This window comes from Jidongwangia harbinensis (assembly GCF_020216025.1).
Taxonomy (GTDB): Bacteria; Actinomycetota; Actinomycetes; order Mycobacteriales; family Micromonosporaceae; genus Actinoplanes; species Actinoplanes harbinensis.
This window is the reverse complement of record NZ_JAIWNC010000013.1, coordinates 159,573-176,168: the sequence shown is the minus strand read 5'-3', so window position 1 is coordinate 176,168 and position 16,596 is coordinate 159,573. Positions and strand designations below refer to the sequence as shown.

The window sequence follows — 16,596 nt, the reverse complement described above, 5'->3', positions numbered from 1 at the left end:
GATGGCATCCACCACGCCCGCCGATCCCGCCGCGCGGCTGCTGACGGAGTTCACCGACCTGCTCGTGGCGGTGATGGGGGAGGAGATCCGGCTCGCCGTGGACATCACGCCGGACACCACGTTCGACGGCGACCTCGGCATCGAGAGCATCGAACTGGTCGCCCTCACCGAACAGCTCCGGCTGCGCTACGGCGACCGCGCCGACCTGGGTGCGTTCTTCGCCGGCCGGGGACTCGACGAGCTGATGCGGCTGACCGTCGGCGACGTCCTGGACCATCTGGCCGCCGCGGTCCGGGAGCCGTGAGGCACCGATGTCCTTCGTCGAGGTGCCCGGCGTGCGGTTGCACGTCCAGCGCCTGGTGCCGGCCGGCGGTGCCGTCCCCGGTGCGCCGGTGGTGGTCCTGGTGCACGGCCTGCTCTCGGACAACCTGGCCGGCTTCCACCGCGGCCTGGCGGGGCCGCTGAGCGCGGCCGGCGCCGACGTCGTCCTCTACGACCAGCGCGGGCACGGCCGGTCCACCCGGCCGCCCACCGGGTACCGGCTTCCCGACCTGGTGGCCGACCTGGTGGCGCTGCTCGCCGGACTGGGCCTGGACCGTCCCGTGCACCTGGTCGGCAACAGCTTCGGCGGGCTGGTCGCCCTGCACACCACGCTGCGGCACCCCGGCCTGGTGGCCGGCCTGGTGCTGCTGGACGCGCAGGAGACCCCGGAGGACGACGCCCGGTGGATCGAGGTGATGCGCAACGACGCCACGGTCGCCGCGCTGGCGCACGAATACCACCGGCCGGCCGGGCAGTACCACCGGGCGTACGGGCGGGCCCGGCGCAGGGACGCCCGCCTGCAGCAGACCATCGGCGAACTGCTCAACGCCACCTCGCTGCTCGACGACCTCTGGGACCTGGCACCGGTGTCCGCGGCGGCGCTGCGCGGCGTGCGGTGCCCGGTGCTGGCCGTGTACGGCGAGCACTCCGAGCACCTGCCGGCCGGCCGGTTCCTGGCGCGGCACCTGCCGGACTGCACGCTCACGGTGCTGGCCGGGCTCACCCACACGATCCTGCTGGAGGGGTCGCCGGCGATCCGCTCGGTGCTGCTGCCCTGGCTGGCCGCCCGGACCGGGCCGGCGGCATGACGGCCGGGGACCGGCGGTACCTGTTCGTGGTGCCGCCGCTGACCGGGCACGTCAACCCGACGATCGCGGTCGCCGAACAGTTGCGGCGACGCGGGCACCGGGTTGCCTGGGCCGGCCCGGAGGCACCGCTGCGGCGGCGGTTGCCCGGGTGGGCGCGGGTGTTCCCGACCGGCGACCTGCCGCCCGGGCCGGACCGCTGGCTCACCGCCCGGGGCGCGGCCGGCCTGAAGTACCTGTGGGAGGACTACCTGCTTCCACTGGCCCGCGCCATGCGGCCGGGGGTGGCCGACGCGGTCGCCGCCTACGCGCCGGACGTCCTGGTGGCCGACCAGCACGCCCTGGCCGGTGCGGTGGTGGCCCGCGCCGGCGGCCTGCCCTGGGCGACCTCGGCCAGCAACGCCGCCGAGTTCGCCGGTGCGTACCGGACGGTGCCGAAGGTCGGGGCCGACATCGCCCGGTTGCTCGCCGACTTCGCCGCCGAGCACGGCCAGGCCGGTGCGGACCTGCGATTCTCCGGCCACCTCGTGCTGATCTTCAGTACGCCGCAGCTCGCCGGCCCGGTGTCCGGTGCCCGCGACACCTGGGCCTTCGTCGGCCCGGCGCTCGGCGGACGGCCGCCGCCGGCGGACTTCCCGTGGCCCGGCCTGGCGCCGGACCGGGCCCGGGTGCTGGTCTCCGCCGGCACGCTCAACACCGGACTGGCTGGCGACTTCTACCGGACCGCGGCCGAGGCGTTCCGGCCGCTCGCCGGCCGGGTGCAGGTGATCCTGGTGGCGCCCCCGGCGGCGGTGCCCGACCCGCCCGGCAACGTGCTGGTCCGGCCGTTCGTGCCCCAGCTGGAGCTGCTGCCGCACCTGGACGCGGTGGTCTGCCACGGCGGGCACAACACCGTCTGCGAGGCGCTGGCGTACGGTGTGCCGCTGGTCGTCGCGCCGATCCGGCACGACGGGCCGGTCAACGCCGATCAGGTGGTCGGCGCCGGGGCCGGGGTCCGTACCCGGTTCGCCCGGCTCACCGCCGCGGAACTGTCCGGCGCGGTGCTGCGCGTGCTGGACGAGCCGGGCTTCCGCGCCGCGGCCCGGCGGATCGCCGGCTCGTTCCGCGCCGCGGGCGGGGCTCGTGCCGCAGCCGACCGTCTCGAGGCCCTCCGGTGACCGCGCCGGCCGCGGTCCGGCCGCAGACCCCGTACGGGCTGCGCCTGCTGCCGATGGAGTTCGCCCGGCGGTTCGGGCGCCCGGCCGCCGGGGTGTGGCGGGCGCCGGCCGCCGCGGTGCTGCTCGCCTCCGCCGAGGCGGTGCTGACCGTCCCGCTGGAATGGGGCGCGGCGGTGGCCGCGGACCGGCGGGCGGACCACCTGGTCGAGGTGGAGCACGAGCTGCGCCCGGCCGAACGCCTGGTCGTCCCGGCGCCGGACGGCCCGCCCCCGCCGCGGTGGACCCGGGCCGCCCTCGCGGTGGTCGGCGCGGCGGGCGCGGGGCACGGCACCTCGCTGCTGCTGCGCGCGGACCTCCCGCCCGGCCTGGTGATCGGCCCGGACCCGGCGGTGGTCGCGGTCCTGGGCCGGGTGCTGTGGGACCTCCACCGCACGCCGGTCGACCTCGACGGGCCGGCGTCGACGGTGTGCGCCTCCCGGTGGGAGCGGGTCGCCGTGACCACCGCCCGGTGCGGGCGCGACCGGCACGCCATGCTGGTCGACCCGGAGACCGGGTCCGCCGTGCCGGTGCCGTTCGACCTGCGCCGCGCCGGGCTGCGGCTGCTGCTCGCCGACCCGGGCGGCGCCGCACCGGCTGCGGCGGGCGCGGCGGACGGCGGACCGCCGGACCGCGTGCACCGCGCCGCGCTCCTGCTCCGCTCCGGTGACCTGCCGGGGTTCGGGCGGGTGCTGACCGAGCAGTACCGGTCGGTGGCGGCCGCGCGGTGCACCGGTACCCCGGTGGGCCGCGCGGTCGAGGCCGCGCTGCGGGCCGGTGCGCTCGGCGCCGGGCTGCTCGGCGCCGGACCGGCGCACCGGGGCCGCCCGATGATCGCGGCGCTGGCCGGCACGTCCGCGGTGCGGGCGGTCCGCGCCGCGGTCCACGCCGAGCTGGGCACCGCCGGCCCACCGGCGCCGCGGTACCTCACGGCGACGGCGTGCAGACCATGAGTGGAGCCGGGACCGTCCCTCCCGGCCTCCGGCGAGGAGGTGCGGCATGCGCATTCTGATCTGCGCGGTCGGTTCGATGGGCGACGTGGCGCCGTACACCGGTCTCGGCGCCGGGCTGCGCGCGGCCGGCCACGACGTGACCGTCGCCGGGTATCCGGAGTCGGCCGAGTACGTCCTCGCCCGCGGGCTGCCGTTCCGGCCGGTCCCGGGCAGTTCGCGGGCGTTGTACGACAGCGCCCGCGGCCGGCGCTGGCAGCGGCGCGGCACCGGCCCGGCCGGCATGGCCCGGGCCCACCTGCTGCACCTGCCGCACGCCCGGGCACTGGCCCGTGGCCTGGCCGCGGCGGCCGCGCCGGGCGCCGACCTGATGCTGCTGTCCGGCTCGGCGCTGCTGGGCCATCACGTCGCCGAGGCGCACGGCATCCCGAGCCTGGGCGCGTTCCTGCAGCCGGTCTATCCCAGCCGGCACCTGCCGCCGTGGACCGCCGGTGTCACCCGCTCGCTCGGCGGCTGGGCCAACCGGAACCTGGCGCTGGGCGCGGACATCGCCCTGGCGCTGCGGTACGCCGGCGTCACCCGGGACGTGCGGGCCGAGCTGGGCCTTCCACCGGCGTCCACCCCGGCGGTCCGGCGGGCGGTGCAGCGCCGGTTCCAGAGCGCCTGCCTCGGCTTCAGCCCGTCGGTGGTGCCCCGCCCGGACGACTGGCCGGACACCGCCCGGGTGGCCGGCTACTGGTGGCCCGAGCGCCCGGCCGGCTGGCGGCCCCCGGAGCGGCTGGCCAGCTTCCTCGATGCCGGGCCGCCGCCGGTGTACGTCGGCTTCGGCAGCGTGGTGCACGCCGGGGTGGCGGTCGAGGCGGTCGGCGCGGCGCTGCGCCGGGCCGGGGTCCGCGGCGTGGTGCAGGCGGCCGGGGCCGACCGGATCGCCGGCGACGACATCCTGGCCCTCACCGGGCCGGTGCCGCACGACTGGCTGTTCCCCCGGACGGCGGCGGTGGTGCACCACGGCGCCGCAGGCACCACCGCGGCGTCGCTGCGGGCCGGCCGGCCGGTGATTCCGGTCCCGATCGCCACCGACCATCCGTTCTGGGCGGACCGGTTGGTCCGGCTCGGGGTGAGCGCCGGTGCGCTGCCGCCGCGGCGGCTGACCGCGGAACGGCTCGCCCGTGCGGTCCGCACGGTGCTCGACGAACCCCGGTACGCCGCCGCGGCGGGCGCGCTGGCCGGGCGGATCGGCGCCGAGGACGGTGCCGGCGCGGCGGCCCGGATCATCTCCGGCGCCTAGGTTCCGTCCCGGAGCGTCCGCCGGCCCGGGAAAAGTCCGGCGAATCGTCCCGGGACAGGGTAATTAACGGCAAGCTGGACACCGGAGCCGGTCCAGGAGGTGGTAATCCGCCATGGCGTGGCGAGCGCAGCGCGTGCGGGCGTGGGTGGGTGTGCTGACCGTCCTCGCGGTGCTGACCGTGCTGGCCGGCGCGCCGGTGGAGCCCGTGGCGATGCGGCCGGCCGCCGCGGTCCGCTACGACGCGGTGCCGCTGACCGGGGAGCCGGGCACGCTGATCGCCGTCGCCGGGAACATCGCCTGCGGGCGGAACAACGCGGCGTTCAACGACGGCCTGGGCACGGCGGTCGGCTGCGCGATGGGCCGTACCTCGGACATGGTCCTCGCGGCCGGCGACGCGGTCGAGAACGTCCTCGTCGTCGGCGACCTGCAGTACGAGCACGGCGAGTGGGCCGACATCCAGGCGTCGTTCGCCCCGACGTGGGGCCGGCTCAAGGACCGGATCCGGCCGGTGCCGGGCAGCCACGAGTACTCCATCGACGGCGCGCCCGACTACTACCGGTACTTCGGCGACCGGGCGTACCCCGGGAACGGGGGCATCTACAGCTTCGAGCTGAACGGCTGGAAGATCTACGCGCTGAACTCGGCGTGCTCGGTGCGCAGATGCTCGCCCGGCGGCGAGCACTACCAGTGGCTGAAGAACGAGCTGGCCGGGGAGCAGCCGGACCGGTGCCTGATGGCGTACTGGCACCATCCGATCATCTCGGCGGGGCAGTTCGGCAACAACCTGACCATGCCGGCCATGGCCCGCCTGCTGCACGACGCCGGCGTCGACGTCGTCGTCAACGCGCACGACCACAACTACCAGCGGTGGTCGCGGATCACCCCGGCCGGGCTGGTCGACCACGAGAACGGGTTCCGCAAGTTCATCGTCGGCACCGGCGGGATCAACCGCCACCGGCTCTACGCGCTGGATCCGGTGCGGCACGCCGGCTTCGAGACCGGCCAGGACCGCGACTTCGGCGTCCTGTTCATGAAGCTCGACCCGGCCGGGTACGCCTGGGAGTACCGCACGCTGGGCGGCGGCTACACCGACGCCGGCAAGGAGACCTGCCGGCGCGCCGACGGCACCCCGCCGGTGCCCGTGCCGCCGACCGCGCCGAGGCCGGCGCCGAAGGGTCAGCCGGTCCCCGGCAACAAGATCAACCTGCCGTTCCCGCCGTCCCGGGTGACGCCGGCCGGCGAGGGCCGCACCCTGCGGGCGACGTGGGCGCCGCCGCTGCAGGCCGGCACGGCCGGCGCCGTCGACCAGTACCGGGTCAGCGTGTACGGCAGCGCACCGGCGCACCCGAACATGATCATTCCGATCGCCCAGCGCACCGTGCCGGTGTCCGAGACCAGCGCCTCCTACGACGTGTCCGGCCGTCCCGGGTGGGCCCTGCGGGTCACCGTCGAGGCCCGCAATCCCGACGGCTGGGGCAATCCGGCCGTGCTCTCGAACGCCGTCGTGGCACCGACCGGGGCCCGCGCCGCCGGCCACGCCCATGCCTCCGGCGGCGTACCCACGGGATGGACCCCGCTGCCGCCGGAGCACCCGCTGCCGCCGATGACGCATCCCGGCACGCCGCGGTCGTTGCGGGCGGTGCCCGGCAACGGCTCGGCCACGCTGTCGTGGCAGCCGGCCACCGCCGACGGCGGGTCCCTCCTGACCGGGTACGTGGTCTACGCCAACCCCGGCGGCCAGGTCGCCTCCGTCGGCGCCGGCGCCACCAGCACCACCGTCCGTGACCTGGTGAACGACACCGGCTACACGTTCCAGGTGACCGCGCTCAACGACATCGCCGAGTCGGCGCCCACCGACGAGACCGGCACCGTCACCCCGTCCCGGAACGCCCGCCCGGTGGCCGCCGCGCCCGGGCCGCCCACGGAGGTGGACGCCCGGCCCGGCAACGGCGAGGCGACCGTCACCTGGAGCGCACCGGAGAAGGACGGCGGCGCCTCGGTCACCTCGTACACGGTGACGTCGTCGCCGGAGAAGCGACCGGTGACGGTGGACGGCACGACGTACACCGCCCGCATCGACGGCCTGCGGACGAACGTGTCCTACACGTTCACGGTCACCGCGCGGAACGCGGCGGGCGCCTCGCCGCCCAGCGCGCCGAGCAGCCCGGTCCGGATCGTGCCGCCGGCCAAGCCGGGCACGCCAGGTGCGCCGGGTACGCCGGGCACTCCCGGCCCGCCGGGCACTCCCGGCCCGCCGGGCACTCCCGGCCCGCCGGGCACCCCCGGCCCGCCGGGCACCCCGAGCCCGCCGGGGAAGTCCCCGCCGGCCACCGTGCCGTCCCATCCGCGGCTCCCGATCGCCGCCGCCGGCCGGCGTTCCGCCACGGTGCGCTGGTCGGCACCCAGGTCCGACGGCGGGTCCCCGGTCACCGGCTACCTCGTCCGGACGAATCCCGGCGGCCGGACCCGGTCCCTGCCCGCGGGCACCCGGAACGTCACGTTCGCCGACCTGGCCGCCGGCACCGCGTACCGCTTCACCGTGGTCGCCGTCAACCAGGTGGGCCGGTCCGCGCAGAGCGACGAGACGCGGCCGGTCATCCCGCTCGACCCGGCGTCCGTGCCGTCGCCGCCGCGATTCGTCGTCGCGGCGGCGGGCGACGGCTACGCGAAGGTGGCCTGGACCGCCCCGGCCGGCGACGGCGGGCTGCCGATCACCGCGTACACGGTCACCAGCCAGGATCCGGACGTCTCCGCACGGGTGATCGGCACCGCCCGGCTCGAGGCGACGGTGACCGGGCTGAAGAACGACACGCCGTACACGTTCGGCGTCATCGCGCAGAGCAGGGCGGGCCTGTCCGCCCGCTCCGAGCTGTCGGCACCGGTCACGCCGAGGGGTGGTGCCGCGGACCCGCCGGCGCCGGTGTCGGTCGACCCGGACGCGCCCGCCGCCCGGCCGGCGAAGGCGGACTCCGGGGCGTCGGAGGTGTACGACTGGTTCCGCCGGCCCGAGGAGCACGGCATGCCGATCGCGGTGACGGTGGTGACCGTGGTGCTGGTGGTCGGCGCCGTCGTCGCGCTCGTCCGCCGCCGCGGCCGCGGCGACCGCGGAACGGCCGGAGACTGAGCCGCCGCGGGCCTAGCGGAGCGTGAGGAAGCCCGCCCCGTTGGCGGTCCGGTCGTAGCTGGTGACGACGGCCTTCAGCCCCTGGTCCGCCCCGTCGGCGAGCTTCTCCAGCGCCGAGTCGTCGATCACCAGGTGGCGTCCGCCGGGTGCCTCGGCCGCCATCAGCCCGGCCAGCCCGTCCAGCAGTGCGGCGAGCTCGGCGAACGAGTCGCCGCCGCCGGGCTGCCGCGACCACACCTCCTCGCGCAGCTCCTCCCAGCCCTGGAGCACCACGCGGGTCAGGAACGCCCGGGTCTGCGGGTCGTCGACGACCGCGGTACGGCGGGCGCCGTGCACCGTGACGAAGTGGTGGTCCGCGCGCCGGGTGGCGGAGCAGAGCGCGCCGGCCCGCCGCTCGGCGGACTCGTCGGCGATGATCTCGCCGCTCAGGCACTGCTCGAAGATCTCCACCTTGGACGGCACGATGCGGCCCATGCCCAGGCTCGCGGCGCCGGCGAACTGGATGATGCCGAGGAACGCCATGGCCAGGTCGCGCCGGTCGGCCGGGAGCGCCCGCAACTGCTCCCCGATGAACGCGGCCGGGGTGCTGCCGGTGGTCACGGCCTCGATGACGTCGTGGTTGCGGACCGCGAACAGGATCAGCTCGGTCAGGTCGCCGACCGCGTCGATCCGGGCCAGCAGCGGCGCCACCATGGCCACGCCGTCCTCCGGGTCCAGGCCGTTGCGGCGGCCGTACAGCTTGCCGTAGTCGTGCAGGCTCGCCGCGAGCCACAGCCCGAACCGTTGCCGGCGGTCGATGTCCAGTTTGGCGCCCAGTTCCCCGCACCGGGCCACGTCGGCCTCCGACACGCCCGACGAGGGCCAGATCCGGCCGCACAGCCACGCGGTCTCGCCGGCCAGCAGCTGGTCGATGCCGTAGGCCAGCGTGCGGGTGTGGTCGGCGTACGTCTGCTGCAGCCCGGAGTCGAGGCGGTTCCGGGCACCGCTGCGGATGATGAGGTTCAGCAGCAGCAGCGGCGTGCTCTGTTCCAGTGCGTGGCACACGGCCAGGCCGGACAGCGGCCGGTCACCCGCCAGGTACGCCTGTCCCTGCTCGTTCAGCCGGTTCAGCATCGACGCGTTGACCAGCTCGTCGAGTCGCGCCAGGCGGGCCGCCTGCGCGTCGGCGGAGGTGGTGGCGGGGTCACCGACGACTTTGAGGTCTTCCCACAGTTCCAGCAACATGTCAGCCTCTCATGGGGATGCCGCGATGGTCGGCCACCGCGGCGTTTGCCGTGAGCCACCCGCGAACGTCGCCGCAGTCGTGATAGCGGCCGTCGAGCGGGTGGACGAGGATCTCTGCGGCCCGCGCATAGGCCGCGTACGCATCGGTCACCTGGAACTCCCCGGTCCGCGGCGAGGGCACGACGGCATCCAGATGGGTCAGGAATCCGGACGGGAACAGGGCCCGGCCGACCGCCACCGGATAGCGCCCCGGTGGTAGCCGGCGCGGCTTGTCCCGCATCTCGACCAGCTTGGCCGCCGGGGCGCCGTCGGTGCGCAGGACGCCGTAGTGCGCGGCCCGGTCCGCCGGCATCACCGCCGCCGCGATCGCCGCCGGGGTGCCGGCCGCGTCCCGTGCGGCGCGCAGGTCGGCCAGGGCCGAACCGCCGTCGAACCGGAGCACCAGATCGTCGCAGTTGACCAGGAAGAAGTCGTCGTCCCCGACGAACCGCCGGGCGATCAGCGGCGGCAGCGCGGTGCCGTAGCGTCCGTTCATCGGCTGCCCGAGGAAGGTGAACTCGGCCAGGTCGTGCAGGTGCGCCACCGGCTCGTACCGGTCCTGCCAGCCACGCCGGCGGAAGTACGCCTCCAGGTCCGGGTCGTGGCTGAAGTAGCGGGCGATCTGGTCACCGAGGACGCCGGGCGGCGTGACGACGGCGATCTGCGTGGCGCCGGCGATGGCGCACTCCTCGACGATGTAGTGGATCACCGGCTTGTCCAGGATCGGCAGCATGCACTTGCTCGTCGCCTTGGCCACCGGGAAGAACCGGCTGCCCCATCCGCCCGCGCACAGCACCGCCTTCATGACTCCTTCCTCCCTGGCGTTTCTCGGTGACATGGGGGAGTCCAGCTGCCCTCACCCTCGCCGGTGCCTTCACCGAATCGGCATCGAAGTTGCATCGCCGGGCGGGCCACGCCCGCCCGGCGCGGACCGCCCCGGTTCAGCGCGAGCGCGGCCGGTCCGGTGGCGGCGTCAGGTCGGCGTGCCGCACGGTGTAGCCGCCCCGGGTGACGGTGGCGAACGGTGCCGGGGCGAGGCAGGTGCCGACCCGGGCCGCGCCCCACTCGCCCGCCTCGTTCTGGTCGGCGCTGACCGACCAGGTGAAGCCCACCCGGTCCGGGCCGCGGTCGCGGTCCTGGACGCTGAACCCGACGCGGGTGCCGACCCAGTCCCGCACCGGCTCGTCGGCCCGGGTGACGACGGCGGTCAGCGTCGCGTGACCCGGACTGGTGATCAGGCAGTCGACGGCCGCCTCGAACCGGACGGTGACGCCGTCGGCGGCCAGCCGGTGGGAGACCCGGACCGTGCCGGTGGCGTCGGCGGGGGAGCCGGTCGGCAGCCCCGTCACCGGCCGGCTGTACGGCACGGCGGTGGCGTCGAAGGCGAACGCGCGGACGTCGTCGTCCGGCCAGAACGGCAGGGCGAACTCCGCCGAGCCGGTCACCCGGGCCGGCGCCCGGTGTGCGGCTCCGGCGCTCGCCGGTGCGGCTGGTGCGGCCGGTGCGGCCAGCACCGCGCCGATCGTCGCTGCGGCGGCGGCAGCGGTCAGGCCGAGGGTCTTTCGCATGGTCGTCCTCCCGGTTCGGCCGCGGGTCCGCGGCATCGGTGACGTCCACACTCGACGATGCCGCGCACGGTCGGATCCCTCGCCGGAGGGAACCGGTTCCCCGCAGGTGGGAGCGCCGGTCACGGTCCGGTCCGGCGCCGGGAGCCGGACATCCGCGCCCAGTTCGACAGCTCCGGCGGCACCGACTCCCGCATGCGGAGCAGCATGGCGCGGGCGTCGTCCTCGTGGTCGAAGTAGTGGGCCACCTCGGCGCCGTCGGAGCCACCGCTGCGGCCCAGCACCTGCCAGCCGGACTCGGTCCGCAGGAGGTACACGTCGCGACGGCCGACGCCGTAGCGGCGGTTGAACCAGTGCTCCACCCGGTGCGCCATGCCGCGAAGTTAGAACACATGTTCTAGCCAGCCAAGGCGGGCCGCAGATGGCGGAAGATCGGCGAGACGGACAGGAACCCGGCGTCCGCCTTGTGATCATGGCGTTCCGTGCACTGCGAAGCTGCTCGGTCGCCGGCTGCTCACGGTGCGTACCGGCGGGCCGGCGATTGTGACCGGCTGTCACGGCCGGCGGGTGACTTCCGGGCAGAGCGCCGTCCCTCGCCGGGCGGCCGGCGGGCGGGTGGCACACACTTTCTACATTCCGTACCTGACGTGTGTGTCCACGTCGGAGAAGCGTCGCGACCGCCGTACGGTGCGTGACGATCGAACGCAAGAGGGAGTTCTGTTTTGCGACGCCGTACCAAGTCCTACATCGCCGCCGGGGTGCTCATTCCGGCGGTCGTGGCCGCCATGGCCGTCAACGCCATGGGCACCGCGAACGCCATCGCCAACGGCGAACCGGTTCCGGACGGGAAGTACGCGTTCTCGGCCAAGCTCACCCTGACCGGTATCCCGACCGCCGACGGTGGCCGGCGCAACAGTGCCTGCTCGGGTGCGCTGATCGCCCCGCAGTACATGATCACCGCCGGGCACTGCTTCCGGGACTTCAACAACGTCCGGCAGAACCGCCCGGTGGCCGATCTGTCCACCGTGACGGTCGGCCGCACGGACCTGAACGGCAGCGGCGGTGGCGAGGCCATCGTCGTCGCGGTGCGGCAGGCGCCGAACAACCAGGACGTGTCCATCGCGAAACTGGACAAGCCGATCCGAGGGGTGCGCCCGATCCGGATGGGCCGGACCGCGCCCGCGGTGGGCACCGTGCTGCGGGTCACCGGGTACGGCTCCGTCACGAGCACCAACCCGGTGCCGGAGACGCGGCTGCGGACCGGGCAGATGACCGTCGCGGAGATCAACGCCCAGAAGCTCGGGGTGCGGGGTCACGCCCCGGCGGAGAACACCACGCCGTGCCCGTACGACTCGGGCGGCCCGTTCTTCGTCGAGGCCAAGGGCCGGTGGGGCAAGCGGAAGCCGCCGGTCCTGGTGGCGGTGGTCAGCAACGGACCGTCGTGTCCGCACACCGGGCTCGAGACGCCGGCCCGCACCGACAACATCGTCGACTGGGCCCGGTCGGCGATGGCCGAGATGGACCTCCTCCCGCCGCCCGCGCCGAACGAGCCCGCCCCGGGCGAGCCGGCCCCGAGCGAGCCGGTCCCCAGTGAGCCCGCCCCGGGCGAGTCCGCCCCGGTCGAGCCGGCCCCGGTCGGCAAGGGCGGCTGACCGATCACCGCCGCCGGGCCGTGGTGAGCTGTCCGCTCACCGCGGCCCGGTCGTCGGTGTGCCGGTCAGCGGAGACTTCACGTACCGGCGGACCGGCACGTCGATCGTCCCGTCCGGTCCCGCGGCGGCGTAGGTGAACGGACCGTCGTCCACCCACCCGCTGCGGGCGTAGAAGCGCCGCGCGCGTTCGTTGCCGGCGGCGACCGCGAGCCAGGCCCGTCCGTGGCCGCCGGCCGCCACCCGCCGTTCCGCCTCCGCCAGCAGGGCGCCCGCCAGGCCGGTGCCGCGCCGGTCCGCCGCCACGTAGACCTGTTCCACCTCGTCGCCGGCCACCATCACGAACCCGGCCACGCCGTCCGCGTCGACGGCCACCGTGGTGTCCGCGACGCGGTCCGCCGCCCGGGTCCGGAACGACTCCGGCGTGCGGACCGCGACCAGCGCGTCGGGGACGTGTCCGAGGTGGCCGTCGCGCCAGCCGGCGTACCAGACGGTGGCGATCTGCGGGGCGTCCGCGCCGGTGGCCGGGCGGATCAGCGGGGCCGGCACCGGCTCAGTCCGCCCGGTAGACGGCCCGGTCGAAGTCGGCGTAGCCGCCCTCGGCGCCCAGGTCCTGCACCCACAGCCCGACGAAGGCGCCGGTGAAGCCCCACGCCTCCGGTTCGCCCGGGATCACCGTGGCGGCGTACTCGTCGGACAGGGTGGTGGCGTCGAGGTTCAGGCCGAGGTCCTGCCAGGCCGGGTCGGCGCCCGGATCGACGGCGTACCCGAAGGACAGCACCGGGCCGTCCAGCCGGCAGCGCAGACCGACCCGGCGCGCGTCGCCGAGCGGCGTGCGGACGCCCGGCGCCGAGGTGACCCGCCCGCTGTCGCAGCACAGCACGTCCAGCACCGCCCGGCCGTCGTCGTCCGCGGTCATGTGCAGGTAGTACCAGTTGCGGGAGTTGTAGTACCCGGTAATACCGGCCAGTTGCCGATAGTTTCGGGGCTCGAACTCCAGCACCGCCTCGAAGGTGCAGCGCCGCGCGGTCACCCGGCGCGCCACCAGGCTCGGCCGGTGCCGGGCCATCGGCGACTGGCCACCGTGGATCCGCAGGTGGGACGGCCGGGTGGACAGGTCGATCCAGTCCCCGGTGGCGGGGCGCCGCAGCGTCGACCAGTTCACCCCGAGCGCCGGGCCGTCGAAGTCGTCGTCCTCGACCTGCTCGGAGGAGACCGGCGGGTCGGCCGCGGCGATCACCCCGGCCGGCGCGGGCACCTCCTCGGCCGGTACGCCGTCGCGGATCCGCGGCCACCCGTCGTCCGTCCACTCGACCTTCTGCAGCGCGCTCTCCCGGCCCAGCACGCACCGGCCGAGCGGGGTGTACGGCCGGCCGACCAGGTGCGCCAGGTACCACTCCCCGGCCGGGGTCTGCACCAGGCTGCCGTGGCCGGCCTTCTGCAGGGCCAGATCCGGGTGCCCGTCCGAGGTGAGCAGCGGACCGGCCGGGTCCACCTCGTACTCTCCGAACAGGTCCCGGGAGCGGGCGACCGTGACCCGGTGCGTCCAGCTCGTCCCGCCTTCCGCGGTGACCAGGTAGTACCAGCCGTCCTTGCGGTAGATGTTGGGTGCCTCGGTGAGTCCGGCGTCGGTACCCCGGAAGATCATCCGTTCCGGGCCGGTCAGCGCGCGCGCCTCGGCGTCGTACCGCTGGATCGAGATGCCGGCGAAGCGGTCCCGCCCGGGCCGCCAGTCGGCGACCATCGACAGCATCCAGGTCCGGCCGTCCTCGTCGTGGAACAGCGAGGCGTCGAAGCCGCGGCCGTGCAGCACCACCGGGTCGGACCAGGGACCGGCCAAGGTGGGCGCGGTGACCAGGTAGTTCTGCGGATCCCAGTAGCCGCCGGCGAACGTGGCGACGTCGGTGTAGAGCAGATGGAACAACCCGTCGGCGTACGAGAGGTGGGGCGCCCAGATGCCGCACGAGTCCGCGGTCCCGGACAGGTCCAGCAGACGCCGCTCGTTCAGCGCGCCGCCGAGCGGCTGCCAGTCGACCAGGTCGGTCGAGTGGTGCAACCGCACGGCCGGGTACCACTCGAACGTGGACGTGGCGATGTAGTAGTCGGAGCCGACCCGCACGATCGACGGGTCCGGGTGGAATCCTGGCAGCACCGGGTTGCGGATCATCCGGTGGCCGGTGGTGCCGTCACCGTCGGTGGCGACGGTGGCCTTGGCGATCGTCATCTGTTTTGCCCTCAGTGGTCACGGTCCGCCGGTGGCGCGACGCGGCTTCGTAAGTTCCGCCACGCTACCGCAAGTTCCACGACCACGGTCGCCCGTAATTCCGCCGTACCGTCCCCGGTTGTTCCGGTCGCGCCGGCGCGCCGGTCACCGGACCGCGACCGGCGCCTTCCGGCGCGGCGGGACGTCCAGCTGGAAACGCTGCGTGAGATCGTCGGCGGGCTGCGGCCGGGCGTAGTGGTAACCCTGGGCGGTGTTGCAGTCGAGGGCGGCGAGCGCGGCCACGGTGGTGGTGTCCTCGACGCCCTCGGCGACGACCGTGAGACCGAGGTCGTGGCCGAGCCGGATGGTCGAGGCGACCAGCGCGTGGCTGCTGGTGTCGGTGGCCATGTCGCAGACGAACGACCGGTCGATCTTCAGCTCGTCGATCGGGAGCATCTTGAGGTAGCTCATCGAGGAGTAGCCGGTGCCGTAGTCGTCGATCGACGTCTTCACCCCGAGGCTCCGGATGTTGCGGAGAGCCTCGATCGCGGTGGTCGGGTCGTTCATCACGCTGTGCTCGGTGACCTCGATGCAGAGCAGTTCACCCGGCACGCCGGCGGTGCCGAGGTGCGCGGCGATCCGGTCCGGGAAGGTCGGGTCGAGCAGGCTGCGGGTGGAGATGTTGACCGCCACGGGTACCCGGTGCCCGGCGTCGAGCCAGCGCCGGGCCTGGCACAGCGCGAGGGTCAGGACGTGGTCGGTGAAGCGGTGGATGAGGCTGGTGTTCTCCAGAACCGGAATGAACTGGTTGGGCGGGATCAGGCCCTTGGTCGGGTGGTGCCAGCGGGCCAGCGCCTCGACACCGACCAGGGTGCCGGTGCCGACCGCGATCTTCGGCTGGTAGTGCAGGGTGAGCTGGTCCGAGTCGTCCAGCCCGCGGCGCAGGTCGCCGAGCAGGGTGAGCCGGGCCGTGCAGTCCTGGCTGTGCCGGGCGGTGAACCGGCGGTACCCGTCGTGCTGCTGCTTCGCCGCGTGCATGGCGATGTCGGCGTGCCGCAGCAGCGTGCTCACCTCGTCGCCGGGCTCGGCGGTGACCGCGCCGATGCTGATCTCCAGGTCCACGGTGATGTCGTCGAGCAGGTACGGCTGGTGGAAGATCTCCCGGAGCCGGTGCGCGACCTTCTCCGCCTCCTCGGCGTCGCTGTCGCGCAGCAGGACCGCGAACTCGTCGCCGCCGAGCCGGGCCACCAGGTCGCTGTCGCGTACCGAGGACGCCAGCCGTCCGCCGGCCTGGATCAGCAGCCGGTCCCCGATGGCCGGGCCGAGCTGGTCGTTGACGTCCCGGAAGCCGTCGATGTTGATGATCAGGACGGTCGGTGTGCCGGACCGCTTCGCGTCGGCCAGCGCCTGCTGGGCGTGGGCGGAGAAGGCGACCCGGTTCGGCAGGCCGGTCAGCGCGTCCGTGGCCGCCATCAGCTCCACCTGCCGGCGGTGCACCCGGGCGGACCAGCCGAACAGGGCCAGCACGATCAGGCTCAGTCCGAAGGTGATCAGGCTGCCCCACAGCATCCGCTGCGAGTCGCGCCGGGCCGAGGCCTGCTGGTCGGTGTAGTCGCTCAGGTGCCGGCTCTGCTCCTCGGCCAGGCGGCTGCTGATCCGGGCGTACGAGGGCTCGATGACCGTCTCCAGCGTGGCCCGCGCCGCCGCCGTGTCGCCGCGGTCCAGCTGACCGAGGAAGAGTTCGATCGTCGGGCGCAGGTTCTGCTGGCGGCCGGCGATCGCCCGGGCCTGCTGCGCCCGGCCCCGGTCCACCGCCACGATGTGCAGCATCGCCGTGTACGCCTGCTCGTCCGCGGCGAGCAGCTGCTGGCGTTCCGCGCCGCCGGACTCGCCCAGCGCGGCCTGGATCAGCGCCATCTCCAGCGCCGACCGGTACGCCGCCTGCTGGTAGGCCGCGACGTTGCTGCCCGCCACGCTGACCTGCTGCACCATCTGGGTCTGCTGCCAGCTGGCCAGCAGCGCGTACCCGGACAGCGTCGCCAGCATGCCGGCCAGCAGCACGGTCGCGCCGCGCCGCGCCCGCTGTCCGCCCCTCCGGGTCGCGCCCATTGCTGCCTCCCCGTCGCGTCCAGACGTGGCGAGGTGCGCACGGTTCCTGGTCGTTGAGCCCTTCTCATCGGCAGGACGGGGGCGAACTGTTGGCGCGCCGGGTTGCGGATCGGGTGCACCGCCGG

14 protein-coding genes are annotated in these 16,596 nt (G+C 74.8%); 7 read left to right on the top strand and 7 right to left on the bottom strand.

All coding sequences use genetic code 11. The annotated features are described in order from the left end of the window. Window position 1: 1 nt before the first annotated feature. The 6 genes from LDL48_RS19570 (at window position 2) to LDL48_RS19545 (ending at window position 7,682) form a co-directional block, all read left to right on the top strand. Window positions 2-304 (top strand): phosphopantetheine-binding protein, encoded by a 303-nt coding sequence (locus LDL48_RS19570; RefSeq protein ID WP_225256604.1) that lies wholly within the window; start codon window positions 2-4, stop codon window positions 302-304. Between the two features lie 7 nt (window positions 305-311). Further along, window positions 312-1,130 carry an alpha/beta fold hydrolase gene (locus LDL48_RS19565; protein ID WP_225256603.1) on the top strand — a complete coding sequence of 273 codons (819 nt, stop codon included), beginning with the start codon at window positions 312-314 and terminating at the stop codon, window positions 1,128-1,130. Beyond that, window positions 1,127-2,284 (top strand): glycosyltransferase, encoded by a 1,158-nt coding sequence (locus LDL48_RS19560; protein ID WP_225256602.1) that lies wholly within the window; start codon window positions 1,127-1,129, stop codon window positions 2,282-2,284. Before LDL48_RS19565 ends, LDL48_RS19560 begins: the two co-directional genes overlap by 4 nt. Then, entirely contained in the window at window positions 2,281-3,273 is a 993-nt protein-coding gene (locus tag LDL48_RS44550; protein ID WP_225256601.1) for a hypothetical protein, read from the top strand. The genes LDL48_RS19560 and LDL48_RS44550 overlap by 4 nt, the downstream gene beginning before the upstream one ends. Before the next feature lie 46 nt (window positions 3,274-3,319). Beyond that, window positions 3,320-4,558 carry a glycosyltransferase gene (locus LDL48_RS19550; RefSeq protein ID WP_225256600.1) on the top strand — a complete coding sequence of 413 codons (1,239 nt, stop codon included), beginning with the start codon at window positions 3,320-3,322 and terminating at the stop codon, window positions 4,556-4,558. Window positions 4,559-4,670: 112 nt separating this feature from the next. Beyond that, a complete protein-coding gene (locus LDL48_RS19545) occupies window positions 4,671-7,682 on the top strand; it encodes a fibronectin type III domain-containing protein (RefSeq protein WP_225256599.1) in 3,012 nt (1,003 codons plus the stop codon). A 12-nt stretch (window positions 7,683-7,694) separates the two neighbouring features. On the opposite strand, the gene LDL48_RS19540 is transcribed toward LDL48_RS19545, so the two are convergent. The 4 genes from LDL48_RS19540 to LDL48_RS19525 form a co-directional block, all read right to left on the bottom strand. After that, entirely contained in the window at window positions 7,695-8,906 is a 1,212-nt protein-coding gene (locus LDL48_RS19540) for a hypothetical protein (protein ID WP_225256598.1), read from the bottom strand. Window position 8,907: 1 nt separating this feature from the next. After that, a complete protein-coding gene (locus tag LDL48_RS19535) occupies window positions 8,908-9,750 on the bottom strand; it encodes a sugar phosphate nucleotidyltransferase (RefSeq protein ID WP_225256597.1) in 843 nt (280 codons plus the stop codon). 136 nt (window positions 9,751-9,886) lie between these two features. Continuing rightward, complete coding sequence (locus tag LDL48_RS19530; RefSeq protein ID WP_225256596.1) at window positions 9,887-10,513, bottom strand: hypothetical protein; 627 nt, start codon at window positions 10,511-10,513, stop codon at window positions 9,887-9,889. Window positions 10,514-10,632: 119 nt separating this feature from the next. Continuing rightward, window positions 10,633-10,884, bottom strand: coding sequence for a hypothetical protein (locus tag LDL48_RS19525; protein ID WP_225256595.1), 252 nt, complete (start codon window positions 10,882-10,884; stop codon window positions 10,633-10,635). A gap of 348 nt (window positions 10,885-11,232) precedes the next feature. On the opposite strand from LDL48_RS19525, the gene LDL48_RS19520 reads away from it, so the two are divergent. Continuing rightward, window positions 11,233-12,162 carry a S1 family peptidase gene (locus LDL48_RS19520; protein ID WP_225256594.1) on the top strand — a complete coding sequence of 310 codons (930 nt, stop codon included), beginning with the start codon at window positions 11,233-11,235 and terminating at the stop codon, window positions 12,160-12,162. A gap of 36 nt (window positions 12,163-12,198) precedes the next feature. Here the strand turns inward: LDL48_RS19520 and LDL48_RS19515 are convergent, their stop codons facing one another. The 3 genes from LDL48_RS19515 to LDL48_RS19505 all read right to left on the bottom strand — a co-directional run bounded on the left by LDL48_RS19515 (window position 12,199) and on the right by LDL48_RS19505 (window position 16,471). After that, entirely contained in the window at window positions 12,199-12,708 is a 510-nt protein-coding gene (locus tag LDL48_RS19515) for a GNAT family N-acetyltransferase (protein WP_225256593.1), read from the bottom strand. A gap of 4 nt (window positions 12,709-12,712) precedes the next feature. Continuing rightward, entirely contained in the window at window positions 12,713-14,383 is a 1,671-nt protein-coding gene (locus LDL48_RS19510) for a glycoside hydrolase family 43 protein (protein WP_225256592.1), read from the bottom strand. 144 nt (window positions 14,384-14,527) lie between these two features. Then, window positions 14,528-16,471 (bottom strand): putative bifunctional diguanylate cyclase/phosphodiesterase, encoded by a 1,944-nt coding sequence (locus LDL48_RS19505; RefSeq protein ID WP_225256591.1) that lies wholly within the window; start codon window positions 16,469-16,471, stop codon window positions 14,528-14,530. Window positions 16,472-16,596: the final 125 nt, after the last annotated feature.